This window comes from Thermodesulfovibrio sp. (assembly GCF_049969575.1).
Classification (GTDB): domain Bacteria; phylum Nitrospirota; class Thermodesulfovibrionia; order Thermodesulfovibrionales; family Thermodesulfovibrionaceae; genus Thermodesulfovibrio; species Thermodesulfovibrio obliviosus.
In genome coordinates this window covers 1-25,834 of record NZ_JBMFOO010000026.1, presented here as the reverse complement: position 1 = coordinate 25,834, position 25,834 = coordinate 1, and the positions used below count along the sequence as shown (strand labels likewise).

Annotated in this window: 27 protein-coding genes, 1 tRNA gene and 1 pseudogene; 26 read left to right on the top strand and 3 right to left on the bottom strand. The window is 33.6% G+C overall.

Annotated elements, in window-relative coordinates; all coding sequences use genetic code 11:
• From ACP5O9_RS07060 to ACP5O9_RS07050, 3 genes are all read left to right on the top strand, one after another.
• Positions 1 to 52 (top strand): SEC-C metal-binding domain-containing protein (locus ACP5O9_RS07060; RefSeq protein WP_428723710.1); only part of this gene is annotated, 52 nt, incomplete at its 5' end.
• A 66-nt stretch (positions 53 to 118) separates the two neighbouring features.
• A complete protein-coding gene (locus tag ACP5O9_RS07055; protein WP_428723708.1) occupies positions 119 to 2,101 on the top strand; it encodes a methyl-accepting chemotaxis protein in 1,983 nt (660 codons plus the stop codon).
• Positions 2,101 to 3,138 (top strand): zinc-dependent dehydrogenase, encoded by a 1,038-nt coding sequence (locus tag ACP5O9_RS07050; RefSeq protein ID WP_428723707.1) that lies wholly within the window; start codon positions 2,101 to 2,103, stop codon positions 3,136 to 3,138. Before ACP5O9_RS07055 ends, ACP5O9_RS07050 begins: the two co-directional genes overlap by 1 nt.
• On the opposite strand, the gene ACP5O9_RS07045 is transcribed toward ACP5O9_RS07050, so the two are convergent.
• Positions 3,127 to 4,317, bottom strand: a complete 1,191-nt coding sequence (locus ACP5O9_RS07045) for a putative DNA modification/repair radical SAM protein (protein WP_424904581.1) — start codon at positions 4,315 to 4,317, stop codon at positions 3,127 to 3,129. The genes ACP5O9_RS07050 and ACP5O9_RS07045 overlap by 12 nt on opposite strands.
• A 92-nt stretch (positions 4,318 to 4,409) precedes the next feature.
• Between ACP5O9_RS07045 and rpsU the strand changes: the two genes are divergently transcribed.
• The 10 genes from rpsU to ACP5O9_RS06995 all read left to right on the top strand — a co-directional run bounded on the left by rpsU (position 4,410) and on the right by ACP5O9_RS06995 (position 12,107).
• Positions 4,410 to 4,607, top strand: a complete 198-nt coding sequence (gene rpsU, locus ACP5O9_RS07040) for a 30S ribosomal protein S21 (protein ID WP_353687054.1) — start codon at positions 4,410 to 4,412, stop codon at positions 4,605 to 4,607.
• A gap of 79 nt (positions 4,608 to 4,686) precedes the next feature.
• Positions 4,687 to 5,643 carry an NGG1p interacting factor NIF3 gene (locus ACP5O9_RS07035; RefSeq protein WP_353687055.1) on the top strand — a complete coding sequence of 319 codons (957 nt, stop codon included), beginning with the start codon at positions 4,687 to 4,689 and terminating at the stop codon, positions 5,641 to 5,643.
• Between the two features lie 9 nt (positions 5,644 to 5,652).
• A complete protein-coding gene (gene dnaG / locus ACP5O9_RS07030; protein ID WP_428723706.1) occupies positions 5,653 to 7,353 on the top strand; it encodes a DNA primase in 1,701 nt (566 codons plus the stop codon).
• On the top strand, positions 7,346 to 8,629 hold the full coding sequence (locus ACP5O9_RS07025) for a sigma-70 family RNA polymerase sigma factor (protein ID WP_428723705.1): 1,284 nt from the start codon (positions 7,346 to 7,348) through the stop codon (positions 8,627 to 8,629). Before dnaG ends, ACP5O9_RS07025 begins: the two co-directional genes overlap by 8 nt.
• A 48-nt stretch (positions 8,630 to 8,677) precedes the next feature.
• A tRNA-Ile gene (locus tag ACP5O9_RS07020) sits at positions 8,678 to 8,750 on the top strand.
• 23 nt (positions 8,751 to 8,773) lie between these two features.
• Positions 8,774 to 9,514, top strand: a complete 741-nt coding sequence (locus ACP5O9_RS07015; protein WP_424904577.1) for a zinc ribbon domain-containing protein — start codon at positions 8,774 to 8,776, stop codon at positions 9,512 to 9,514.
• Positions 9,511 to 9,909, top strand: coding sequence for a ribonuclease HI family protein (locus ACP5O9_RS07010; RefSeq protein WP_353687059.1), 399 nt, complete (start codon positions 9,511 to 9,513; stop codon positions 9,907 to 9,909). Before ACP5O9_RS07015 ends, ACP5O9_RS07010 begins: the two co-directional genes overlap by 4 nt.
• Entirely contained in the window at positions 9,891 to 10,805 is a 915-nt protein-coding gene (locus tag ACP5O9_RS07005; RefSeq protein WP_353687060.1) for an ATP-binding protein, read from the top strand. Before ACP5O9_RS07010 ends, ACP5O9_RS07005 begins: the two co-directional genes overlap by 19 nt.
• Complete coding sequence (locus ACP5O9_RS07000; RefSeq protein WP_428723704.1) at positions 10,798 to 11,319, top strand: nitroreductase family protein; 522 nt, start codon at positions 10,798 to 10,800, stop codon at positions 11,317 to 11,319. Before ACP5O9_RS07005 ends, ACP5O9_RS07000 begins: the two co-directional genes overlap by 8 nt.
• A complete protein-coding gene (locus ACP5O9_RS06995; protein WP_353687062.1) occupies positions 11,316 to 12,107 on the top strand; it encodes an inositol monophosphatase family protein in 792 nt (263 codons plus the stop codon). The genes ACP5O9_RS07000 and ACP5O9_RS06995 overlap by 4 nt, the downstream gene beginning before the upstream one ends.
• On the opposite strand, the gene thiE is transcribed toward ACP5O9_RS06995, so the two are convergent.
• Together thiE and ACP5O9_RS06985 are read right to left on the bottom strand one after the other, a co-directional pair.
• Complete coding sequence (gene thiE, locus ACP5O9_RS06990; protein ID WP_353687063.1) at positions 12,096 to 12,713, bottom strand: thiamine phosphate synthase; 618 nt, start codon at positions 12,711 to 12,713, stop codon at positions 12,096 to 12,098. The two genes, ACP5O9_RS06995 and thiE, sit on opposite strands and share 12 nt — an antisense overlap.
• A 2-nt stretch (positions 12,714 to 12,715) precedes the next feature.
• On the bottom strand, positions 12,716 to 13,078 hold the full coding sequence (locus ACP5O9_RS06985) for a hypothetical protein (protein ID WP_428723703.1): 363 nt from the start codon (positions 13,076 to 13,078) through the stop codon (positions 12,716 to 12,718).
• 181 nt (positions 13,079 to 13,259) lie between these two features.
• Here ACP5O9_RS06985 and fsa point away from each other — a divergent pair, with 181 nt between their 5' ends.
• The 13 genes and pseudogenes from fsa to rpe all read left to right on the top strand — a co-directional run bounded on the left by fsa (position 13,260) and on the right by rpe (position 25,777).
• Entirely contained in the window at positions 13,260 to 13,910 is a 651-nt protein-coding gene (fsa, locus tag ACP5O9_RS06980) for a fructose-6-phosphate aldolase (RefSeq protein ID WP_353687065.1), read from the top strand.
• 22 nt (positions 13,911 to 13,932) lie between these two features.
• Positions 13,933 to 15,210 carry a type III ribulose-bisphosphate carboxylase gene (gene rbcL, locus ACP5O9_RS06975; protein WP_428723709.1) on the top strand — a complete coding sequence of 426 codons (1,278 nt, stop codon included), beginning with the start codon at positions 13,933 to 13,935 and terminating at the stop codon, positions 15,208 to 15,210.
• Positions 15,186 to 16,049, top strand: a pseudogene (locus ACP5O9_RS06970) (phosphoribulokinase). Before rbcL ends, ACP5O9_RS06970 begins: the two are co-directional and overlap by 25 nt.
• Before the next feature lie 2 nt (positions 16,050 to 16,051).
• The gene (locus ACP5O9_RS06965) at positions 16,052 to 16,900 is read left to right on the top strand and encodes a transketolase (protein ID WP_428723702.1); all 849 of its coding nucleotides are present in this window, start codon (positions 16,052 to 16,054) and stop codon (positions 16,898 to 16,900) included.
• Between the two features lie 12 nt (positions 16,901 to 16,912).
• Positions 16,913 to 17,854 (top strand): transketolase family protein, encoded by a 942-nt coding sequence (locus ACP5O9_RS06960; RefSeq protein WP_428723701.1) that lies wholly within the window; start codon positions 16,913 to 16,915, stop codon positions 17,852 to 17,854.
• Positions 17,851 to 18,855: a type I glyceraldehyde-3-phosphate dehydrogenase gene (gap, locus tag ACP5O9_RS06955; protein WP_428723700.1), complete on the top strand. Its 1,005-nt coding sequence runs from the start codon at positions 17,851 to 17,853 to the stop codon at positions 18,853 to 18,855. The genes ACP5O9_RS06960 and gap overlap by 4 nt, the downstream gene beginning before the upstream one ends.
• A gap of 2 nt (positions 18,856 to 18,857) precedes the next feature.
• Positions 18,858 to 20,042, top strand: a complete 1,185-nt coding sequence (locus ACP5O9_RS06950; protein WP_428723699.1) for a phosphoglycerate kinase — start codon at positions 18,858 to 18,860, stop codon at positions 20,040 to 20,042.
• Positions 20,043 to 20,063: 21 nt separating this feature from the next.
• Positions 20,064 to 20,510 (top strand): ribose 5-phosphate isomerase B, encoded by a 447-nt coding sequence (gene rpiB, locus ACP5O9_RS06945; RefSeq protein ID WP_428723698.1) that lies wholly within the window; start codon positions 20,064 to 20,066, stop codon positions 20,508 to 20,510.
• The gene (locus ACP5O9_RS06940) at positions 20,507 to 21,811 is read left to right on the top strand and encodes a class II fructose-bisphosphate aldolase (RefSeq protein ID WP_428723697.1); all 1,305 of its coding nucleotides are present in this window, start codon (positions 20,507 to 20,509) and stop codon (positions 21,809 to 21,811) included. The genes rpiB and ACP5O9_RS06940 overlap by 4 nt, the downstream gene beginning before the upstream one ends.
• Positions 21,812 to 21,822: 11 nt before the next feature.
• Positions 21,823 to 22,785, top strand: a complete 963-nt coding sequence (gene fbp, locus ACP5O9_RS06935) for a class 1 fructose-bisphosphatase (RefSeq protein WP_428723696.1) — start codon at positions 21,823 to 21,825, stop codon at positions 22,783 to 22,785.
• A 1-nt stretch (position 22,786) separates the two neighbouring features.
• Positions 22,787 to 24,157, top strand: a complete 1,371-nt coding sequence (gene pyk / locus ACP5O9_RS06930) for a pyruvate kinase (protein ID WP_428723695.1) — start codon at positions 22,787 to 22,789, stop codon at positions 24,155 to 24,157.
• Between the two features lie 5 nt (positions 24,158 to 24,162).
• A complete protein-coding gene (locus ACP5O9_RS06925) occupies positions 24,163 to 25,155 on the top strand; it encodes an NAD(P)-binding domain-containing protein (RefSeq protein ID WP_428723694.1) in 993 nt (330 codons plus the stop codon).
• A complete protein-coding gene (gene rpe / locus ACP5O9_RS06920) occupies positions 25,121 to 25,777 on the top strand; it encodes a ribulose-phosphate 3-epimerase (protein WP_353685304.1) in 657 nt (218 codons plus the stop codon). Before ACP5O9_RS06925 ends, rpe begins: the two co-directional genes overlap by 35 nt.
• Positions 25,778 to 25,834 lie beyond the last annotated feature (57 nt).

Sequence of the window (25,834 nt, the reverse complement as noted above, 5' to 3'; positions counted from 1 at the left end):
CTGCGGTAGCGGCAAAAAATATAAAAAATGCTGCGGTAAAAATGCTTGTTGAGGAACTGTATAAAGTTTTGAGGGAAAATTTATCTATGCAATAAAAAAGAAATAAAGGGGAGGGAGCATGTTTAAGAAAATCCAAAATTTAATGGGTTCTTTTTCATTGAGTAAAAAAATATTTATTTTTTCAATGATATCAATTCTTATAGTTTATTCTGCGGTTGCTTTTGTTATTTATTTACAAACAAAATCAAAAATTGAAAATTACAATGTTAATGCTCTGAAGCGTGAGGTAAATTTTGTAAAGGAGCAGATTGCCTGTTTTGATGAAGCTGCTAAGGATTCTGCTGAAAAGTTCATGAAGATTTTTCAAAGTATGCTCCCGCAGGGTCCGGCTGCAATTAAGCCGGATAATTCAATTCCAGACAAGTTTACAGCACTTACAGGTGGTTCAGTTGCAACAATATTTAAAAGACAGGGCGATGATTTTTTAAGAATTGCTACATCACTTAAAAAAGAGGATGGTACAAGAGCAGTTGGAACAACTCTTGACAGAAATCATCCAGCCTATCAATTGCTTTTAAAAGGTGAAACCTATATTGGTAAAGCAACACTTTTTGGAAAAGATTACATGACAAAATATGTTCCTGTTAAGGATGCATCCGGCAGTGTAGTAGGAGTTTTATTCATAGGATTTGATATAACAAAAACAATGAAACATCTTAAAGATTTTATTCGTTCCATTAAAGTTGGAAAAACTGGTTATATGTATGTTCTTGATGGAAAAGGCACACTTATAGTGCATCCTGCCTTAGAAGGTAAAAACATTATAGATTCAAAAGATGCTAAAGGAAGAGAGTTTATAAAAGAAATTGTTGAGAAAAAAGAAGGAGTAATTTATTATCCATGGAAAAATCCAGGAGAAACCTCTGCAAGACAGAAAGTTGTTGCCTATACAAATTATCCTTCATGGGGATGGATAATTGCCTCAGGAAGTTATGTTGAAGATATAGCAAGCGAGGTAGCTCATATAAGAAATCTTATGTGGGCTGTAAATATAATCGCTGCAATAGCAGTAGCCTTGTTAATATTTGTTGTAACACAGAAAGGATTAAAGCCTATACCTGACATGGCACAAAAGCTTGAAGAAGTTGCAAAAGGAGATTTCAGCACAATAGGATTTGGTAAAAGTTACAGAACAAGAAAAGATGAAGTTGGCCTTATTGCAAGGTCTGTTATAAAAGTGGAAGAGTTTACACAGCAACTTGTCCGAAATATTAAAAATTCAGCATCAATACTTCAGTCGGTAATCGGTGCACTGGAGGCAAATATTGAGAATGTCAAAGCAAAAACAAATGAGCAAACTTCACAGGCACATCAGATTGCAACTGCTGCTGAGCAGATGAGTCAGACAATAACAGACATTGCAAAAAATGCTGCATTAGCCTCTGATCTTGCAACTGAAAGTATGAATGTAGCAAAAGAAGGGCAGGGTCTTGCTGAGAATTCAATGAAAACAGTTCAATCAGCAAATCGTTCCACAGTGGAGCTTAAAAAGACTATAAATGCTTTAAACACCAGAGTTGAAGAAATTGGAGATATTGTTACAGTTATTAAAGACATTGCTGATCAAACAAATCTTCTTGCTTTGAATGCAGCAATTGAAGCAGCAAGGGCAGGTGAGCAAGGTCGCGGGTTTGCAGTAGTTGCTGATGAGGTAAGAAAACTTGCAGAGCGAACAATTAAAGCAACTGAAGAAATAGCACAGAAAATAACTGCAGTTCAGACTGAATCAAAAGAAAGTTTAAAAAGCATGGATGCTACTGCCCGTGAAGTAGCTGAAGCCCTGAAAGCATTAAATGAAGTAAAAAAATCATTAAATAAAATTGCTGAGCATTCTTTAAAGGTAAAAGATCAGATAACACAGATAGCAACTGCAACAGAAGAGCAATCGTCAGCCTCTGATGAAGTTGCCCGTTCAGCAGAGCGTTCAAGCATGCTTGCACAGGAAGTGAAAAATACAACGGAGGCGGTGGTACAGGAAGTTGAAAATCTGAATGATGTAATAAAAAGGCTTGCAGAGGCAATTAGAGGTGTAAAAGTTTAGTGAGAGTAGCAAAACTTTATAGATTTGGTGAGATAAAAATAGAGGAAATGCCTGTTCCTGAGCCAGGACCAAGAGATGCTCTTGTTAAAGTGAAAGCCTGTGGAATATGCTCTGGTGATATAATGCCGTGGTATATTGAAAAAAAAGCACCCCTTGTTTTAGGTCATGAAATTTCAGGAGAAATTGTAAAAATTGGAGAAGAAATTAAATCAGAAATTTTTTTGAAAGAAGGAGACAGGGTAGCAGTGCACCATCATGCACCATGCATGGGTTGTTTTTACTGTAAACGTGGTGATTTTGTTCAATGTGAGACATGGAGAAAATCGAAAATTATTCCAGGAGGGATGGCTGAATACATAGTTGTTCCTGAAGTGAATTTAAGAAACGATACTTTGAAACTTCCAGACTCTCTATCCTTTGAACAGGGAGCTCTGGTTGAGCCAGTTGCATGCGTTGTAAAATCTTTAAAAAGAGCTAATATAAAAAAAGGTGATACAGTGCTTGTAATTGGGCTTGGTGTAATGGGGCAGATACACATTATGCTTGCAAGACAGTTTGGTGCCCAAAAAGTTATAGGTGCGGACATGGTTTCTTTCAGGCTTGAAAAAGCTATGAAAGCTGGTGCAGATCATGTAATTGATGTTTCCCGGGAAGATATTTATGAAGCACTGAAGAATTTAACCGATGGATTAATGGCTCAGGCAGTTATAGTTGGACCTGGAAGCGTAGATGTGATAACAAATTCTTTAAGGCTTGTTTCACGAGGTGGAACTCTTTTAATATTTACTCCAACTTCGCCTGAACAGAAACTATGTTTTTCAGTAAACGATATTTATTTCAATGATATCTCTATTACAACAAGTTACTCCTGCGGACCTGATGATACGAAAGAGGCTTTAAAATTCATAGAAAATGGCATAGTTGATTCTAATGTTCTCATTACCCATAGATTCCCTATTGAAAAAGTTAATGAGGCTTATGAAATTACAGCAATGGCAAAAAATTCATTAAAGTGCATGATATTGTTAAATAGCTAAACTGTATTGCTCAATTGGATGCTTGAAATTTTGTATGAGATTTTTATTTCCGTAATACTTGCCTCCAATTGTTATAAAATGCTTTGCTCTTTTTATTACAACACCAAGATTTTTGAGTCCTTCAAGAGTTAAAGAAGTTGTTTTTCTTGCTTTTAAGATTCTTTTTGCAGATGTGATTCCTATCCCGGGCACTCTGAGAATTGTTTCAAAACAAGCTGTTTCGAGCTCAACAGGAAATAAATGAATATTCCTTAAAGCCCAATCAAGCTTTGGATCTATTTTTTCATTTAAAAAAGGTTTTTCTTCTGAAACAATTTCTTTAACCTGAAATCCATAATATCTTATAAGCCAGTCAGCCTGATAGAGTCTGTGCTCTTTAAGGATGGGTGGTTTTTGAATCTGTGGAAGTCTTGGATCATCATTTACAGGAATATATGCAGAGAAATAAACTCTTTTAAGCCTCTGATTGTTTTTATAAAGATTTTCACAGAGTTGAAGAATTTCATAATCTGTATCTGGAGTTGCTCCAACAATCAACTGAGTTGTATGGCTTTTTGCTCCTTTGTCAGTATTTTCAATTATTTTGTTTATTTTTTCAATTGCACAAAGAATGGAAATCAATTTTTTCTGAGGAGCAATCAATGAAAGAGACTGCTGTGTTGGTAATTCCAGATTTATACTTACTCTGTCTGCCAGTTTAACTGCTTCAGCAATAGCAGTTTCTTCTGAATCAGGAATTATTTTTAAATGAATATATCCTTTGAATTGATATTTAATTCTTAAAATTTTTACTGCATCAATCATCATCTGCATTGTTTTGTCAGGACTGCTAATTATACCCGAACTTAGAAAAACTCCTTCAATTTGCCTGTTTCTGTAAAACTCATAGGCAACTCTTGCTAATTCTTCAGGCATAATAATAGTTCGTTGAATATCATTTCTTTTTCTATTTATGCAATAAGCACAATCATTTATACAGAAATTTGTAAGTAATACTTTAAGAAGGCGAATGCATCTTCCATTAGAGGTCCATATATTTTGTATTCCAAATTTTGAAAAAGTTTCTTTTTTTGAAAAGTTTTTTCTATCAAATGAAGGACAGCAGGATATATCAAATTTTGCGCCATTTGCAAGAATGGATAATTTTTCGTAAATATCAAGCGATTTCTTGACAAACATGAAATATTTTAACACTTTTTTATTGACTAAAATAATGCTTTACTGGTAAAGTATTTATTAAAATTCTAAAAAGAGAGGAGGGGAGCAACTGAATGCCCTCTGTAAATGTTAAAGAGATGGATTCATTCGAGGCAGCATTGAAGATGTTTAAAAAACAGTGCGAAAGAGAGGGAATACTTTCTGAAATCAAAAAAAGAGAACATTATGAAAAACCAAGCGTTAAAAGAAAGAAAAAGATTCTTGCTGCCAAGAAAAAATTAGCAAAAAAAATGAAAATGCTGTCAAAGTAATTTAAAGTCCTGCTAATATGAACGGAGATTCTGTAAAAATGGAATCTCCGTAATTTTATTTTAAATTTAAGGAGGATTCATGAAACTGAGAGATTTATATAAAAAAGCTATTCAAACAGGGATTGAAAATGATCCAAGAGGTAAAGATGAAGTTTTAAAAGAACTTGCCAAAAGAAAAAAAGATTATGAAGCACTTCCTGAAAAAAAGAAAGAATTTTTTGATATAGAATCCCTTGAAAATCCATATAGTGATTCAAGAATACTTTTTGGAACAGGTGAGGAAGAGATTAAAACAATTATTGCTGGTATAGACATGGAAGTTGGAGAAGTTGTTTTAGCTCATTCTTTAAGGCAAAGTGGAAATAAAGTAGACCTGATTCTTTCCCATCATCCTGAAGGTGGAGCCTATGCAAGGCTTTTTGCAGTAATGCACATGCAGGCTGACATTCTTGGAAGATTCGGAGTTCCAATTAATATTGCTGAAAGTTTATTAGAGACGAGGATAAAAGAAGTAGAAAGAAAATTGATGCCAGTGAATCATACAAGGGCAGTTGATGCTGCAAGACTTCTTAATATACCTTTTATGTGTCTTCATACGCCAGCAGACAATATGGTTGCTACCTATCTACAAAAACTTTTTGATGAAAACAAGCCTTATACTCTGGAAGATGTCCTGGATTTGCTCTTAGAAATTCCTGAGTATAAAGAGGCTGAAAAAAATTGTGCAGGACCAAGGATTCTTATTGGAAGTAAGGAAAGAAAAGCAGGGAAAATATTTGTTGATATGACAGGTGGAACTGAGGGAGCAAAGGACATCTTTCAAAGCATGGCTTTAAGCGGAATAAATACAGTGGTAGCTATGCATTTAAGTGAAGAACATCGCAAAGAAGCAGAAAAAAATCATATAAATGTAGTAATTGCTGGACATATAGCAAGTGATACCCTTGGATTAAATTTACTTCTGGATAAAATAACAGAAGGAGAGGATATCAAGATTTTAGAGTGCTCAGGTTTTAAGCGCTTTAGCAGGCATTAAGCCTTTGCAATGAATTATCAAAAAATCTTAGAAGAGATTAAAAACAGATTAGATATTGTTGATGTTATCTCTGAATACATTGATTTAAAAAAAACTGGTCAAAATTACAAATCTCTCTGCCCTTTTCATCCGGAAAAAACTCCTTCATTTTTTGTAAATCCTTCAAAACAAATTTTTCATTGTTTTGGCTGCGGAAAAGGTGGAGATATTATTACTTTTGTTATGGAGTATGAAAAAGTTAGTTTCTCTGAAGCTATTTCAATTCTTGCAAAAAAAGCAGGTTTAGAATTTGAACCCTCTGAAAAAAGCTTTTCTTACGCATCAAAAGAAAAGCTTTATGAAATATATGAGCAGGCATTGCATTACTATATATCTCAATTAAAAAACTCTGAGAAGGCAAAACAGTATCTTAAAAGTAGAGGAATTAATGAACAAACTGTAGAAATTTTTAAAATTGGTTATGCTTCCGAGGAACGAAATTCTTTATACAATTTTTTAAAAGAAAAAGGTTTTGACGAAAGTTTAATTAATTCTTCTGGATTAGTTAACAACTCCTATGATTTTTTCAGAAACAGAATTATTATTCCAATTCAGGATTTAACAGGCAGAGTTATAGGATTTGGAGGAAGACTCATTGAAAGGGCAGTAGAGCTTCCAAAATATATTAATTCGCCAGACACACCTATATTTAAAAAAGGAGAAAATCTCTTTGGATTCTGGCATGCAAAGCAATACATCAGGGAGAAAGGATATGTAATTGTAGTAGAAGGTTATATGGATGTAATTCTTTGTCATCAGTACGGGTTTAAAAACACAGTAGCACCCTTAGGTACAGCTCTTACTCAGGAACAATTAGAAAAGACAAAAAGAATTCTTAATAACTTAAAAAAATTTACCAATAAGATATTGTTAATATTTGATGGAGATGAAGCAGGAATTTTAGCTGCTCAGAGATCCCTAATGTCACTGTTTAATGGAGGATTCATAGTAAAAATAGTTTTATTACCTGAAAAAGAAGATCCTGCCAGTTTCTTGCAAAAGTACGGAGAAAAGGCATTTAAAAACTATCTATCCAAAGCTTTATCTCCTGTTGATTTAATCATAAAGAGCTATCCACAAAAAAAATTAAATGAGGGAATTCGTAATTTTCTAAATATGTTGAGCTACCTTAAAGATCTGATATATCGTGATGAACTTTTAAAAGAACTTTCAGAAAAAACTGGAATTAATGAAATAACTCTCAGAGAAGAACTTAAACAAATTATTTCCAATAAAACTTCTAAAAAAGAAAGAATTGATCTTAAAGCATATTCAGGTTCTAAAGAAGAAGAAATTCTTCTTCGTATAGTGCTTTCCTATCCTGAAAAAATCAATTATATACTTGAAAAAGTTAAAATTGAAGATTTTGAAATTCAGTCAATAAGAAATATTTTTTTAAAAATACAGGAATTACAAAGAAATAGCGAGTTCTCATTAAATAAACTATTAACTATGCTTGATGAAGAGGAAAAAGCTTTTATTTCTAAATTGATAATGACCTCTGAGATTGATGAAGAATCAGTTATACAAAATATGAAAGACTGCATAAAAAAACTCGCACTTAAATCTATTGATAAAAAAATTAAAGAAGTTGCAAAATTAGGTGATGAAAAAAACCTTAATGAATTAATTAAAATAAGGAAAAGTATTATACGAAACTACAATGGATGAACAAAAAGATTTTTTCAATGAATTTATTGAAAAAGATGAAGATACTGATAAATCAGCACAAGTTTATGATTCTCTAAGGCTTTACTTTAAGTGTATTAGTGCCTTTCCTGTTTTGTCCAAACAGGAAGAAGAAAATATTGCAAAGATCATACATGATAAAAAAATGGAGTTAATAAAACAATTGCTTTATATTCCCTTCGTCCAGAAGAAAATCTATGCATTGAGTAATATTTTTTCAAAAGACCCTGAAAAAGCTAAAGAAATTCTTGATGAGGAAGACAACATTGATGTGGAGGAAATAAAAAAAATATTTATTAATGTTTCAGAAAATATAAAGAAAATTATGAGAAGAAAAAAAACTACAAAAGAATTTTTAAAAAAAATATTTGATATTCCCTTGCGAGATGAGTTAATAAATATGTTTGTGGAAGAGCTTGATAAATTAAGCAAAGAAATCATAAAAGGGAAGGATTTAAAGAATGTTACAGGAATGCCAAATGAAGAATTTTTAAATCACTTCAAAGTTATAAAACAGACATTTAACGAATTCACAGAGGCTAAAAATAAAATGATAGAGTCAAACCTAAAGCTTGTTGTAAGTGTTGCGAAAAAATATACTGGCAGAGGATTAAGCCTTGAGGATTTAATTCAGGAAGGAAACATAGGTCTTATAAAAGCTATTGATAAATTCGAATATAAAAAGGGATTCAAATTCAGTACTTATGCCACATGGTGGATAAGACAATCACTCAGTAGATCCTTGGCAGATCACTCAAAAACCATCAGAATTCCTGTGCATGTTATAGACAGTATATGTAAAATAAATAAAGTATATCGTGAGTTATATCAAAATTTAGAAAATGAACCTGACATATATGAAATTTCATCGAATTTGAATCTATCCAGTGATAAGATTGCAGAGCTTCTTGCAATAACTAAAGAGCCTATATCAATAGATATTTCATTTAGAGATGATGACTCTCAGTTAAAAGATTTCATAGAAGATGTAAATTCTCCAAATCCCTATGAAGAAGCATTAAATAACGATTTAAGATATTTAATTGAAAAAGTTTTTTCAATTTTAAGTGAAAGAGAAAAAGAAGTATTAATGAAACGATTTGGAATAAATACGGAAAAACCAAAAAGTCTTGAAGAAGTGGGTAAAGAATTTTCTGTTTCAAGAGAAAGAGTAAGACAGATTGAAATGAGAGCCATGAGGAAATTAAAACGCCTATGCAGGCTTAAGTGGCTTAGAGATTTTATTAGAGACAGTTGACTAATCTACCTTTATAAGGTTATAGTAATTTTGTAATGTATTTATTCAGGGCCCATAGCTCAGCGGCCAGAGCTACCGGCTCATAACCGGTTGGTCCCAGGTTCGAATCCTGGTGGGCCCATCTTTTATAAGGAGATATAAAAGGTGAATGGAGAAGTGGATACTCTTATAAAACTCCAAGAAATTGACTCCTTAATTCTTTCTTTAAAACAAAAACTTGAAATAATTCCTCTGGAAATAAAAAATTTTGAGAAAAAAATGCAGGAAATTGACAGACAATTTGAAAATGAAAACAAAAAAGTTATAAATTTAGAAAAAAAGAGAAAAGAAAAAGAAATTGAAATTGAAGATATTAACGACAAAATAAAAAAACTCAAAGAAAAAACATCTCAAATAAAAACAAATAAAGAATACCAGGCATTGTTAAAAGAAATTGAATTAGTTCAAGAAAATTTAAAGAAAGAAGAAGAAAATCTTTTATTGATTTTATATGATCTTGATGAAGCAAAAAAGGTTCTTAAAGAAATAAAGGCAGACATTGATGCAAGAAAAAGAGAAATTGAAGACAATAAGAAGCAATTGGAAAAAGAAATTGATATCACAGCTCAGCAGATTGAAGAACTCAAAAAAGAAAGAAAAGAATTAATAAATAAATTGCCATCAGAGCTTTATGAAGAATACATAGAACTGATGAAAAAACATAAAGGATTAGCGGTTGCTCAGGTAAAAAACTCAGTTTGTCAAGGTTGTTTTCTTCATATTCCGCCTCAGCTTTATGTAGAAATAAAATTAAATCAATCAATTTATCATTGCCCTCAATGCGGTAGATTTCTTTATTATAAGCCTGATAAAAAATTAGAGCAGGCACAGGTTCAAACTCAGTGAAAGCCCGGCTTTACTGTGATGGTGCATCAAGGGGAAATCCTGGAAATGCAGGCATTGGATGTTTGATTATTTTAGATAACAAAAAAATAGCGATATCAGAATACATTGGAAAAACAACAAATAATGTAGCAGAATACACAGCATTAATCAGAGGATTACAGGAAGCATTAAACCAGAAAGCAGAAGAAATAGAAATTTTTTCAGACAGTGAACTCCTTGTGCGTCAAATAAAAGGAGTCTATAAAGTAAGAAATAAAAATTTAATACCACTTTATGAAAAAGTTAGAGAACTTTTAAGCAGATTTAAAAAATATCAGATATCGCATATTTACAGGGAAGAGAACTCTTTAGCAGATAAACTTGCAAAAGAAGCATCATGCAAACAAAAAGAGTAAGATGCAAAATCTGCGGTAGTTTAAAAGAAGGAGTAAGCCTGAGGCATTATAATTTAAGAGTCTGTCTTGACTGTTTCCCTCATTTTTTTAAAAAAAGAGTTCAGGAAACAGTGGAAAAATTTAAAATGTTTGGACCAAAAGACAGTCTCATAGTGGCTCTTTCAGGTGGAAAAGACAGTATGAGCGTTACTAAAGCATTAAAAGACTTAGGATACAGTATAAAAGCCTTCCATATAAATGCAGACTTAGGTGAAGTTTCAAAAAAATCCATTGAAATTGTACAGAATTTTTGCGAAATAGAAAAAATTCCTTTAAAAATTGTTCACTTAAAAGAAGAAATTGAAATATCGCTTGAAGAAATCTCAAAAATACTAAAAAAACCTGTATGTGCTGTCTGTGGAATGCTGAGAAGATATATTTTAAATAAACAGGCAGATGGCAAAACAATTGTAACAGGACATACTCTTAATGATGAAGTTTCATTTATTTTAAAAAACATGATCTTCTGGCATGATGAACTTTTAGCAAGACAATCCCCAGTTCTTCAAGAAAAAGAAGGATTAAGCAGGAAGGTCAAACCTCTTTGCCTTATTACAGAGGAAGAAACTGAACTTTTCTGTAAACTCTCTAACATAACCTATGTTAGTGAAACCTGTCCTTATAAGTCTGGAGTTTACGAGGTATTTAAAAAGCTTGTCTATGAAATAAACAAAGAGTTTCCAGGCTCAATTATAGGATTTTACAAAGGCTTTTTAAAAAGAATGAACAAATTCTATTGTCAATCCTCTGAGGAATTGCTACTACAAAGATGCAAAAATTGTGGTTACCTTACAACTTTAGAACTTTGCAGTGTTTGCAGACTTAAAGAAAAGTTGCTAAAATATAAAAATGGATGAAGTTTTAAAAGCGGTTAAAGAAAGAAGAAGTATTAGGTCTTTTTTAAAAAAAGAAATTCCTGATGATATTATTAAAAAGCTTATTGAAGCCCTGATATGGGCTCCGTCTGCAGGAAATCTTCAGGCAAGAAAATTTTATTTTGTAAAAAACAAAGATACAAAGGGAAAACTTGCTCAGGCAGCTTTATATCAAACATTTATAGCCGATGCCCCGTTGGTTATTGTTGGATGCATAGATAAAAATAAAATCTTTCCAAGATATGGACAAAGAGGTGTGCAGCTGTATGCAATACAGGATGTGGCAACAAGCATTACAAATGCAATGCTTGTTGCTCATGAAAATGGGCTTGGAAGTTGCTGGGTTGGAGCATTTAGAGAAGAGGAAGTTTCAAAAATTCTTGCTCTGCCAAAACATTTAAGATCTGTTGTTATATTGCCTGTTGGATATCCAGCATATGTGCCTTCAGCACCACCAAGAGTGTCAATTAATGAAGCAGTGGAGTTTGTTGAATGAAAGAGTATCTTACTGTTGCAATAGAAGCTGCCCAGAAAGCAGGAAATATTATTAAAGAAAGAATTGGGACAATCAAAGACAATGAAGTCACTCAAAAAAGTATATCAGATTATGTAACAGAAGTAGATGTTTTATCAGAAAAGACAATAATTGCTCACATTAAAAAGCACTTTCCAACTCATCAGATAATGTCTGAAGAGTCATCAAATGACTATAAAAAGGCAGAATATCTATGGATAATTGATCCTCTTGATGGAACAACAAATTTTATTCATGCTTTCCCTGTTTTTGCCATATCTATTGCTTTGATGTATAAAGGCGAGCTTGTTTTAGGAGTTGTTCATGATCCAACAAGAGGTGAGACCTTTTATGCTGAAGCTGGCAGTGGTGCTTTTTTAAATGAAGAAAAAATAAGAGTATCCACACTGAGTTTACCAGAAATGAGCCTTATTGCAACTGGTTTTCCGTTCAGAAACAAACAATTCATTCCAAGTTATGTAAAAATATTTCAATCACTTCTTTACTCTGTCAGTGATCTAAGAAGAGCTGGTGCTGCAGCAATTGATCTTGCCTATGTCGCATGCGGAAGAGTGGATGGATTCTTTGAATTTGCTTTAAGTCCCTGGGACATTGCAGCAGGTATAGTTTTAATAAAACAAGCAGGCGGAGTGGTATCAGATTTTGATGGAGAAGAAAAATATTTAAAAACAGGACATATCATAGCAGGCAATCCTGTAATTCATTCTTTCTTAGTGAAAAAAATAAGAGAAGTTTTATCAAGTAAATAAATTTTTATACTCCTTAGCTCTTTCTCTGATTGAAGGAGCAGTCCAGATATCACTTACTACTGCAACAATATCTGCACCAAGATTTACTAACTCTTTAGCTCTTTCAACATTCAATCCTCCTATTACGCAAACAGGAATAGAAAGAATTTTTTTAGCCTCTATGATAATAGATTTATCAACTATTTCAGCTTGAGGTTTAGTTGGTGAATAATAAAAACTTCCAAAGGCAACATAACAGGCACCTAAAGATTCCATGTTTTTAGCTTTTTTAATATCACCATAGCAAGAGACACCTATAATTTTGTTTTTTAACTTTTCTTTTACTTCAGAAATATCAGCATCTTCTTTGCCAATATGAACTCCATGAGCATCTAACTTCATAGCTAAATCTACTCTATCATTTACAATAAAGTAGGCATTATATTTTTCGCAAAGCTCTTTTAATAAAAATCCATAAGGAAGAAGAAAATTATCAGAGTTGGTTTTATCCCTGAGCTGAACTACACAAGCACCTCCATTTAAAGCTTCTTCAACCATTTCAAGAATTTTTTCATAGGGAGTTAATTTTTCATCTGTTATTACATAAAGTCCTTTTAATTTCAGCATTTTTATCTAAGTTCCTTTAAAAATTCTATAATTTTTTTAATTCTTTCAGGTAAATCAATTTCCGGTTTAATTTCTTTTAATTTAAGCCACTTCCACATCCCAATTGGACAAAAAGTAGCAAAGCTTATTTTGAAGTTTATGCAAACCTCTGGACAATTTTTATAACTTGTGCATGATGCTTCTTTCCATTGATTTCCGTTTATTGAAATATCAGTTAAATATGGACACTTCTGGTTTTCAGGCTTCTTTACTCCATTTGGCAGTGGCACTGCCCAACGATAACAACACTCTGCACATCTAAGACATACAAAATTTTTTTCTGCAGTATCCAGTATTTCATTGAGTAATTTACTGTCTAGACTCATAAATTTAAAAAATTTTAACATTTTCAAAATTCTAAAGACAATCTCTGTTACTTTTATTTGTTACCTAACAATGTTACCTTTCATAACGAGCTTTTTTTTAACGTCTTAATTTTTCTTATTTTTTTGTTTGGCACAGAAATTGCTTGCTTTATTAAAATCAAAAAAATGAAAGGAGGAAGATATGCAAATATTTTTAGACACAGCAGAAATTGAAGCAATAAGAAGATGGGCAGTTACAGGAGTGGTTGATGGAGTTACAACAAATCCTACTTTGTTAGCCAAGGCAGGAGCTAAGGATGTAAAAAGCGTTATAAAAGAAATATCAAGCCTTGTGCGTGAACCTGTAAGCGTTGAAGTAATATCAACAGATGCTGAAGGAATGATAAGAGAAGCTCGTGAGTATGCTTCATGGGGATTTAATATTGCAGTTAAAATTCCTATGACAGAACAAGGAATGAAAGCTGTAAATGTTCTTTCAAAGGAAGGAATTAAAACAAATGTTACCCTTATTTTCTCAACAAATCAAGGAATTATTGCAGCAAAAGCTGGAGCTACTTATGTAAGTCCTTTTATTGGAAGGCTTGATGACATTTCTCATGATGGATTAACTATTGTTCGAGAATTGGCAGAAATATTCAGAATTTATAATTTTACAACAAAGATAATTGCTGCAAGCATTCGTCATCCAATTCATGTCGTAGAAAGTGCTCTTGCTGGTGCTCATATTGCTACCATTCCGCCAAAGGTTCTTGAAAGCATGTTTAAACATCCGCTTACAGATATAGGTATTGAAAGATTTTTAAAAGACTGGGAAAGTCTTCATAAAAAATAAAAAGGAGGAAAGAGAAATGAAGATGAAGTATATTGATTTTTTAGAAATTGGATACATTCCAAGAGAAAGTGATGTTTTAGCTGCATTTTATGTAGAGCCAGCAGAAGATGTAACTGTAGAAGAAGCAGCAGGAGCTGTTGCTTCAGAAAGTTCAATTGGCACCTGGACAGACCTTGCAACTATGAAACAAAGCATATGGGACGAATTAAGAGCAAAAGTTTATGCAATAGAGGACAATGTTGTGTATATAGCTTATCCTGAGGCACTTTTTGAACCAAGCAATATCCCTCAATTTTTAAGCAGCATTGCAGGAAATGTTTTTGGAATGAAAGCAGTTAAGGCTTTAAGACTACTTGACATACGGGTAACTTCAATTTTTACAAAACATCTTCCAGGTCCTGCTTTTGGAGTTAGTGGCGTAAGAGATGTTTTAAATGTAAAGCACAGACCACTTATTGGCACAATTGTGAAACCAAAACTCGGGCTTTCACCGAAAGAGCAGGCAGAAGTTGTATACAACTCTCTTGCTGGAGGACTTGATCTTGTAAAGGATGATGAAAATCTTACACATCAAGTTTTTTCAAACTTTGAAGAAAGAGTTTTACGGTGTCTTGAAGCAGTGCAAAAAGCAGAAAAGGAAACAGGAGAGAAAAAGGCTTATTTGCCCAATATCACTGCTCCTACTGAGGAAATGCTGAGAAGGGCTCAGTTTGTGAAAAACAATGGTGGAACCTATGTAATGGTTGATATTGTTACAGCAGGATTTTCAGGACTGCAAGCTGTAAGGAATGCTAATTTAGGACTAATAATTCATGCTCACAGAGCAATGTATGCAAGTTTTGCGCGTCCTAAGAATCATGGAATTCACATGCTTGTTTTAGCAAAGCTTTCAAGGCTTGCAGGAGTTGACCAACTTCATATCGGAACAGTGGTAGGAAAAATGGAAGGTGACAAAGCTGATGTAATGGTCTGCCATGAAGCTTTAGGAAACTCTGAACACACTCTTAATGCTCCTTTACCTCCTCAAGGTTGGGGAAATATAAAACCTGTTTTTTCAGTTGCTTCTGGAGGACTTCATCCTGGCCATGTTCCTGATCTTGTCAGTATATTTGGAATTGATGCTGTGCTTCAGTTTGGTGGAGGAGTTCATGGACATCCTGATGGAACTCGCTCAGGAGCAAAAGCTGTAAGGGATGCTGCTGAGGCAGCAGTTCAAGGTAAAACTCTGGAAGAAGCAGCAAAGAAAAGTAAAGAACTGGCAAGAGCCTTAGAAAAATGGAAAGGGGTGGTAATAAAATGAAGCCAGTTTTAGTAGGAATTGCAGGAGACAGTGGAAGCGGAAAAAGTACATTTGTTAAAACTCTGGCTAATTTGTTAGGAGAAAAAGAAGTAAGAGAAATATGCTTTGATGATTATCACTCCTTAGACAGATAAGAAAGAAAAGCTGTAAAGATAACCCCGCTTCATCCTCGGGCGAACAATCTTGGGCTGGCTATAGAACATATGTGGCATCTTAAACAAGGTAAAAAAATTTTAAAACCTGTATATGATCACTCAACTGGAAAATTTGGGGAGCCTGAATGGGTATTTCCTGTTCCCTATATAATATGTGAAGGATTGCATACATTTTACTTTAGTGTGCTTGCTGTGATCTATGATTTAAAAATTTACTATGACACTGATCTTGAACTAAAAATAATATGGAAAATTCAAAGAGATGTTGTAGAAAGAGGATATTTTGCTGAAAAAGTAATAGAAGAGATAAGAGAAAGGCAAAAAGACATAAGAAACTTTGTTGAACCTCAGTCTCAATATGCTGACATTTTAATAAAGCTAAAACTGCATTCTAATAATTCTATAGCTGTACAGTGGAATGATTCTATAGATGCTCAATGGTTCAAAAAAATTTTAAATGACCCTGATTCCTGGAATGCTGTAACAGAATGGTATGGAGGCAAAAAATGGAATGTTTATGAGATAGCTCGACCATTTACAATCGATGAAGCAAAGAAAATATTTAAAATTGATAGTTCTTTCAAAATAAAAGAAAAAGAGCTTGAACCATATATGCTTGCAGCTGTTTTAGTTGCAAGCATACTTAAACAAATAAGAAATTTGAAAAACGAAAAGGAGGTGTAAAAATGTTTGAAACATTTGAATTAGTTTCAAATTACACAGAATTACAATCAGTAGCTTCAAGAATAAGAAAAAACATAATTGAGATGATTGCTAAGGCAGGCAGTGGACATCCTGGAGGAAGTCTTTCCTGCGTTGAGATTTTAACAGCTCTTTATTTTAAAGTTTTAAGACTTAATCCAGAGTATCCAGAAGACATGGACAGAGATAGATTCATCCTTTCAAAAGGACATGCTGCACCTGCACTTTATGCAACCTTAGCTGAATTTGGTTTTATTCCAAAAGACTGGCTTCATAGTTTAAGAAAATTTGGATCTCCACTTCAGGGACATCCTGATATGAAAAAGGTTCCAGGAATTGAAATATCTACAGGCTCTCTTGGTCAAGGTCTTTCAGTAGGAGTTGGAATGGCTTTAGGTGCAAAAATTCAAAAACTTGGATATCGTGTTTTTGTCCTTTTAGGAGATGGAGAATGTCAAGAAGGTCAGGTTTGGGAAGCTGCAATGGCTGCATCGCATTACAAACTTAACAACTTAATTGCAATCATTGACAGAAATAGACTTCAAATTGATGGAAATACAGAAGAGGTTATGTCCTTAGAGCCATTTGTTGAAAAATGGAAAGCCTTTGGCTGGATGACACTTGAAATAAACGGACATGATTTTGGTGAAATAATTCCGGCATTCCAGATAATTCCATATATATCAAAACCTCTTGCAATAGTGGCAAATACTGTTAAAGGTAAAGGAGTCTCATTTATGGAAAACAATGTTGACTGGCATGGTAAAGCTCCTAAGGCTGAGGAGGCTGAAGAGGCTCTTAAAGAACTCCAAGGAGTTTATGAGTTAGTGTAAGGAGGTAAAAAAATGCAAAAGAAAATAGCTACAAGACAGGCTTATGGTTCAGCTCTTGTGGATCTGGGCAAAAGCAACCCAAATGTTGTTGTATTGGATGCTGATTTATCAAAGTCAACATATACAGTAAAGTTTGCAAAAGAGTTTCCTGAAAGATTTTTCAATGCAGGAGTTGCAGAAGCAAATATGATGGGAATGGCAGCAGGTCTTGCTACGTGTGGATTTATAGTGTTTGCCTCCACTTTTGCTATATTTGCAACTCAAAGGGCTTTAAACCAGATATTTCAAAGCATTGCATATCCTGAACTGAATGTGAAAATTGCTGCAAGTCATGCAGGAGTGACAGTTGGTGAAGATGGAGCAAGCCATCAATCTATTGATGATATATCCATAATGAGAGCAATTCCAGGAATGACTGTAATAGTTCCTGCAGACAGCACAGAAGCTTATCAAGCAACAATTGCAGCAGCAAGACATTTTGGTCCTGTATATTTAAGACTTAGCAGAGCTCCAACTCCGCAGGTTCTACCTGAAGACTATATATTTAAAATTGGGAAAGCTTATGTATTAACAGAAGGTTCAGATGTAACTATAGTAGCCTGTGGAACAATGGTGTATGAAGCTATGGTAGCTCGAGAGAAGCTTAATTCTCATGGCATCACTGCTGAAGTCATTAATATGAGCACAATAAAACCAATTGACAAAGAAACACTATTAAATTCTGTCAAAAAAACAGGATGTGTTGTAACAGTAGAAGAACACAGCATAATAGGAGGACTTGGTAGTGCAGTATGTGAGGTACTCTCTGAGGAGTATCCATGTCCTGTAAAAAAGATTGGAATTAAAGATCAGTTTGGTCAGTCAGGAAAACCTGAAGAACTTCTTAAACATTATGGTCTTACCTCTGATGATATTGTTAATGGTGTAATAACTTTAAAAGGAGGTAGCCTATGAGGGTTGCTATAAATGGTTTTGGAAGAATAGGAAGATTGGTAACAAGAATCCTTTTTAATGAAAATCCTGAAAATGTTGATTTAGTTGCTATTAACAGTTCAAAAAACACTGAGATGCTTAGCTATCTTCTTAAACATGACTCGGTATATGGAGAATTTAACAATAAAGAAATGTCCTATGACTCTGACCATTTATTGGTAGATGGCAAAAAAATTAAAATTATTGAGGAAAGACAGGATTTAACAAAGCTTCCGTGGAAAGAACTTGAAATTGACCTTGTTGTTGAGGCTACAGGAAAATTTAAGAAAAAAGAGGACTCCTACAAACACATTGAAGCAGGGGCTAAAAGAGTTTTAATTACAGCTCCAAGCGCTGAATCAGACATAATGGTTGTTTATGGAGTAAATCATGCTGAAATAAAGCCGGAACATAAAATTATTTCAGCTGCCTCTTGCACAACAAACTGTACAGCTCCTATTTGTAAGGTATTAGAAGAATTTGAAATTTTAGATGGATTTATTACAACTGTGCATGCTTATACATCGGATCAGAGGCTTTTAGATGGCACTCATAAAAAGGACATGCGTAGAACAAGAGCAGCAGCTTTAAATATTGTGCCAACATCCACTGGTGCTGGAAAAGCCTTAGGCTATATTTTCCCTCAACTGCAAGGGAAAATATCAGCAGCCGCAATAAGAGTTCCTGTTCCAACTGGCTCAATGGTTGATTTTTCTGTTCGTCTCCAAAAAAATCCTTCAATGGAGGAAATAAAAGAATGGTTTGTTTACTATGAAAATAATTCTTTAAAAAATGTTCTAAAGTATACTGAGGAGCCTTTGGTCTCTACGGACATAATTGGAACAAAATACTCTTGTATTGTTGATGGTCTTTTAATTTCCAAAATTGGTGAAATTTATAAAATATTTGCGTGGTATGACAATGAATTTGGTTATTCATCAAGAATTGTAGATATAATAAAATTTTTAGAAAATGGGGGTTAAAAATGTGTAAAAAACCCTGTCTTTCAAATTACTCAGTTTACAAATTAAAAGGTAAAAGAGTTTTTGTACGCGCAGACTTAAATGACCCTGTTAATGAAAAAGGAGAATTAATAGGAGATATGAGGATAAGAGCTACTTTACCTACAATAGGTTATCTCGTAGGAGCAGGTGCAAAAGTGATTGTTGCCTCTCACATGGGAAGACCTAAGGATAAAGAGGCGAAATACTCTTTATGCAGTGTTAAAAAATATCTATCAAAAACTTCTCCTTTCAAGATTCACTTTGTTCCTTCATGGGGAGATGAAGTTAAAGATACTCTAAAATTGCTAAAAGATGGAGAAATTTTGCTTTTACAAAATTTAAGATTTCATCCTGGAGAAACAAGCAATGATGAAGAGTTTGCAAAGTTTTTAGCTTCACTGGCAGATATATATGTTTTTGAAGCATTTGGAACTGCTCATAGAAAGCATGCCAGTGTAGTTTCTTTACCTAAATTTTTACCTTCAATGATTGGATTTTTAACTGAAAAGGAGATAAATACCATAAATGGATTAATAGAGCAAGCAAAAAAACCTTTTTTGTTTATTTTAGGAGGGAAAAAAATATCTGACAAAATAAGAGTTTTTGAAAGACTTCTTGACAAAGCTCAGATAATTTGTATTGGTGGAGCAATGGCTTGTACGTTTTTTAAAGCATTGGGATACCAGGTAGGAAAATCTTTTTATGAAGAAGACTCCTTAGATGTAGCAAGAGCAATAATGAAAAAAGCAGAACAGAGGGGATGCAAACTTCTGCTTCCACAGGATGTTATGGTTGCAAAAACAATCAGCGACAATACAGAAACAAAGTATGTTTCTCGAGAAGAAATTCCTGAAGACTATCAAGTAGTTGATATAGGTCCAAAAACATTTGAAATTTATAAAAAGGAAATAAACTCTGCAAATACAATTTTATGGAACGGACCTATGGGAATTTATGAAATTCCTAAATTTTCATGGGGATCAAAAAGTATAGCCTTAACAATTGGCATGTCTAAAGCAATAAAAATATGCGGAGGAGGAGACACTGCTGAAGTTTTAAATTCTTCAAATTTAATTTCCCATTTTGATCATATTTCAACTGGAGGTGGAGCTTTTTTAAAGTTTTTAGAGGGTTCTTCATTGCCTGCACTTGAAGCAATTTCTTGATATTGAATAAAGGAGGCTGCTATGAAAATAGCAATGGCAACAGATCATGCAGCATTTTCTTTAAAAGAAAGAATAAAGCATTATCTTAATAACTTAGAACATGAAGTAATTGATTTTGGATGTTACAGTGAAGAATCGGCTGATTATCCTTTGTTTATTTCAAAGGCTGCTCGGGCAGTAGCTAATGGACAATGTGAAAGAGGAATTGTAATGTGTGGTTCAGGGATAGGAGCTTCAATTGTAGCAAACAAAATAAAAGGAATAAGATGTGCTTTGGTTTATACTCCAGAGCTTTGTAGACTTGCAAGACAGCACAACGATGCAAATATGATTGCTCTTGCAGGAAGATTTACTGAAGAAGATACAGCAAAAAGAATTGTTGATGTTTTTCTTTTGACTAAATTTGAAGGAGGAAGGCATTTAAGAAGAGTTAATCAAATAATAGAAATTGAGGAGGGCAGGCTATGAAAGATTTAATTGCTCAAAATATTGAAGAGCTTGATTTTAATGATGTAGACAATTTAATCTGGAGTGCTGTATTTTCATCTAAGGAAGAAACCAGAAACAAAGCCAAAGAAATGATATTTCTTAAAGGGCTTCAACATGGAGTGGTTCCTTCATCAATTCAAAATTTTTATGATGCAATGGGAAGAGGTGAACTCCACAGCATTACTGTTCCTGCTGTGAATATAAGAGGACTTACCTATTACGCAGCAAGAGCTATTTTTAGATCAGCGATGAAAAACAATGTAGGTTTGATTATATTTGAAATTGCTCGTTCAGAGATTGGTTATACATATCAAAGTCCTTCAGAATATACTGCTAATATTATAGCTGCAGCTTTGCGGGAAGGATTTTACTATCCAATTTTTCTACAAGGAGATCATTTTCAGGTCAACAAGAAAAATTTTGAAAAAAATCATAAAGAAGAGATTGATACCCTTAAAAATTTAATAAAAGAATCGATAAATGCTGGCTTTTTTAACATAGATATAGATGCCTCTACAATGGTTGATTATTCAAAGAAAACTTTAAAGGAACAACAAAAAGAAAACTTTACTCTTACAGCTATGTTTACAGACTATATAAGAGGGTTGCAGCCAGATGGAATAACAGTTAGTGTTGGAGGAGAAATAGGTCATATTGGTGGTAAAAATTCTACAGTTGAAGAATTTGAGGCTTTTATGGAAGGTTATTTGAAAACTTTGAATTCTCAAAAAGGTATCTCAAAAATTAGTGTTCAAACAGGAACAGCTCATGGAGGAATTCCTTTAAAAGACGGAACTCTGGCTCAAGTTAAATTGGATTTTAATGTTTTAAAATCAATTGGTAGTTTAGCTCAGGAAAAATATGGATTAAGTGGAGCTGTTCAACATGGAGCATCTACTTTACCAATGGAATTATTTGATAAATTTCCTGAATCTTATACTTCTGAAATTCATCTTGCCACAGGATTTCAAAACACAATGTATGATTTAGCACCAGATTGGTTAAAGAAAGAAATTTATCAATACCTTCAAGAAAAATGTAAAGAAGAATGGAAACAGGACATGACATATGAGCAGTTCATATACAAAACAAGAAAAAAAGGATTTGGTCCCTTTAAAAAACAGTGGTGGAGTCTTCCAGAAGATATAAAAAACGCAATAATGGACGAACTTTCAAAAACTTTTGATGTAATATTTGAAAAACTTCGTGTTAAAGATTCAATACAGCTTGTTAATAAATATATAAATCCTGTAAATGTAAGTTTAAAATTTTTGCAGTAGGAGGTTAAAAAATGGAAATAAAAAAAGGCATAGATTTAAACAGATTTATTCTTGAACAAGAAAGAAAACATCCAGAAGCAACTGGCACACTTTCTCATGCTTTAATGGCTATAGAAAATGCAACAAAAATTATTTCTTCATATATAAGAATGGCTGGACTTGTTGATGTAATTGGCAAAACAGGAAGAATAAATGTGCAGGGTGAAGAAGTTCAAAAATTAGATACCTTGTCAAATAGAGTTCTTGTAGAACATCTAAGTGGAAGTGGTGATTTTTATGCTGTAGCAAGTGAAGAAATGGAAAATGCTTTATTTCCTGAAGAAGGTAAGGAGGGCAAATATATTATAGCAGTAGACCCCCTTGATGGTTCTTCTGTAATTGATGCTAATACATCTGTGGGAACAATATTTTCAATCTGGAGAAAAACTTCTTCTGATGAATCAACATTTTTACAAGAAGGAAAAAAAATAGTAGCTGCTGGATATGTTATCTATGGAACATCAACCATGCTTGTTTATTCAACTGGAAATGGAGTCTATGGATTTACTCTTGATCCAATGGTGGGTACATATTTGCTTTCTCATCCAAATATAAAAATTCCTGACAAAGGCAAGATCTATGGATTTAATGAATCCTATTACAACAAATGGGACGAAAAAATTAGAAAATGCGTAGATTACTTTAAATCAGAAGGATATACTCTTAGGTGGGCTGGAGCAATGGTTACAGATATACACAGAACAATTATGAAAGGCGGAATATTTGCCTATCCAATGGTAGGTTCAAAGGCAAAAATAAGACTTCTTTATGAAGCAGCTCCTATGGCTTTTTTAGTTAAACAGGCAGGTGGATTAGCAACCGATGGAACTGAAAATATTTTAGATATTAAACCCCAGGCTCTACATCAAAGAGTGCCTGTATTTATGGGTAGCCCGGAAGATGTGAAAAAATGCATGGAGATAATGAACAGATAAAATGAGAAAAACAAAGATTGTAGCCACTATAGGGCCCTCATCAGATAAAAAAGAAATAATCTCTCAAATGATTCAGGCTGGAATGGATGTGGTAAGGCTTAATTTTTCTCATGGAGATCATTTTTACTATGCTCAGGTCATAAAAACGATAAGGGAAGAATCAAATAAGCTTGGGAAAGCAGTTGCAATATTGCAGGATCTTCAGGGTAGCAAACTAAGAATAAACAACATAAATGGAAAAGAAATTGAACTTACTGAAGGTGAAGAAATAGAAATGTTATCTGGTGATGGTGTGTCTACTTCAAAAACTCTTTTTGTCCCGTATAAAGATTTGATTTATGAAGTCAAAGAAGGTGATGAAGTCCTGATTGATGATGGATTAATAAGACTTAAAGTAACTAAAAAACTCAATGACAAAATTTTTGCAATAGTAAAAGAAGGCGGAACTCTTAAACCTAAAAAAGGAATCAGTTTCCCTAACTTAAATGCAACTTTGAGTTTTACTGACAAAGACAAAGCTGATCTTTTATTTGGCATTAATCTTGATGTAGATTATGTTGCTGTTTCGTTTGTAAAAAACAAAAATGACTTACTTTTGATAAAACAGTGGGCAAATGAAGAGGGCTTGTTACTTCCTCCGCTTATAGCAAAGATAGAAAGGAAGGAGGCAATTGAAAACATTGAAGAAATTCTTGATGTTGCAGAAGGCATTATGGTTGCAAGAGGAGACTTAGGTGTTTCTCTCCCAATTCATGAAGTTCCTGTATATCAAAAAAAATTAATAGAACTTGCAAATCAGAAGTGTAAAATTGTTATAACCGCAACCCAAATGCTTGAATCAATGAGACAACATTCAAGACCAACCCGTGCTGAAGCAACTGATGTTGCAAATGCAGTTCTTGATGGAGCAGATGCTTTGATGCTTTCTGCAGAAACAGCAACTGGCAAATATCCAGTAGATGCAGTTAAAACAATGAGTTCAATCATAAAATTTACGGAAGAAAATTTATCTCACAGAATTCCTGTTCTTTATAAGGTTGGAAGTTCTTTTTCTGAAGCAATAGCTTCTGGAGCCGTTGAAGTTGCTCAAGACATCAATGCAAAAGCAATAGTTGTTTTTACAGAGTTTGCATCAACCACAAAAGTGCTTTCAAAATTGCGTCCATCAATGCCGGTGATTGCTTTTAGTATAAAAGAAAAAACATACAGAAAATTATCTCTTTTTTGGGGGATAATTCCTATGTGGAACAAAAATTTTTCTCTAGAAGAGATTGAAAAAACTCTCAAAAATTTAGGTATTGCCAGCAGTTCTGATAAAATAGTAATTGTATCTGGACAGTCAAATACTATAAAATTACACAGAATAGGATGAAAGCTATGAAAACACTTGTAAGTATAATAGGAGCTGGTCCAGCAGGACTGGCAACAGCTGTAGAACTAAAGGCAAAAGGAATTGAAGACTTAATTATTTTTGAAAAAGGCGGAGATATATGTTCAACAATAAGAAAGCTTTATCCTCCACAGAAAAGAGTGGATAAAGTTTTCAAAGGATTACAACTTCAGGCTCAGGGGATATGTGATTTTCAGACGGAGACAAAAGAAGCTTTTCTTGAGAGAATGCGTAAATATGTAAAAGATTATGAAATTAAAATTAAATTTAATACAAGAATTGACGGATTAGAAAAACTCAATGATTTTTATGCAATAAAACATGAAAACTTAATAGTGGCTAAAAGTTACATAGTAATATTAGCTATAGGAGTATTTGATACTCCTCGAAAGCCTTCTTATCCCATTCCTGAAGAAGTAAAAGATAAAGTATTTTTCAGACTTCCAAAAGAGTTTCCTCAAAATGAAAAAATACTCATTGTAGGAGGAGGGAACTCAGCAGTAGAGACTGCTTGTGCTCTTTCTGACAGTTGTGAAGTCTTTCTTTCTTACAGAAGAGAAAAACTTTTTCGGGTCAATGAAGAAAATCTTAAAGAGCTTGAAAAACGACAGAACAAAATTCGTCTTATCCTGGGAAGCGACATTGAGAAACTGGAGCCTGCAAATCAACAAGTTAAAGTAGTATTTAAAGATGGCTCTGAAGAGATTTTTTCAAAAATTTTTTATTGCCTTGGTGGTAGTGCACCAAAAGATTTTCTTCAAAAAATAGGGATAGAACTCGTTAATGGAAAACCTAAAATTGACGAATTTGGAGAAAGCAACCTCCAAAGAGTCTTTTTAGTTGGTGATATAGCCACGGAGCGTGGAAGTATTATGTTCGCTTTTAATTCAGCTTATAAAGTAGTTAAAAGAATTATAGAAAAATACTCAATTAAGGAGGACTGCGGTGGTACTCATAGCACCATCAATTCTTTCAGCTGATTTTGGAAGATTGGATGAAGAGATTAAGCTTGCCGAGGAGGCTGGCGTAGATATGATTCATATTGATGTAATGGATGGTCATTTTGTTCCGAATATTACGATTGGTCCTTTAGTAGTGGAAGCTGCAAGAAAGGCAACAAATCTTCCTCTGGATGTTCATCTAATGATTACAAATCCTGAAAAATATATATCAGACTTTGTAAAAGCTGGTGCTCAGTATCTTACAGTTCATGTTGAGGCTTGTGTGCATCTGCACAGAACAGTCTGGCAAATAAAAGAACAAGGCATAAAAGCAGGAGTTTCACTAAATCCTGCAACATCTTTAACTACAGTAGAAGAGATACTTCAAGATATTGATTTACTATTAATAATGTCAGTTAATCCAGGATTTGGAGGACAAAATTTTATACCTTTTTGCATAGATAAAATAAAGAAAGCTAAATCAATGATTCTAAACAAATTTTCCAATGCATTAGTTGAAGTAGACGGTGGAGTAAAGCTTGAAAATGCCCGTGAAATTACTGAAGCAGGAGCTGACATCCTTGTAATGGGTTCAGCTTTTTTTGGTGAAAAAAATTATAAAGAATTTATGGAAAAACTCAAAAAAACACTATCAATTTAACTTAACCCCCTTTTAAACTGCCTCTGAAATTAATGGAGAGGGAATTGCTCTCTAATG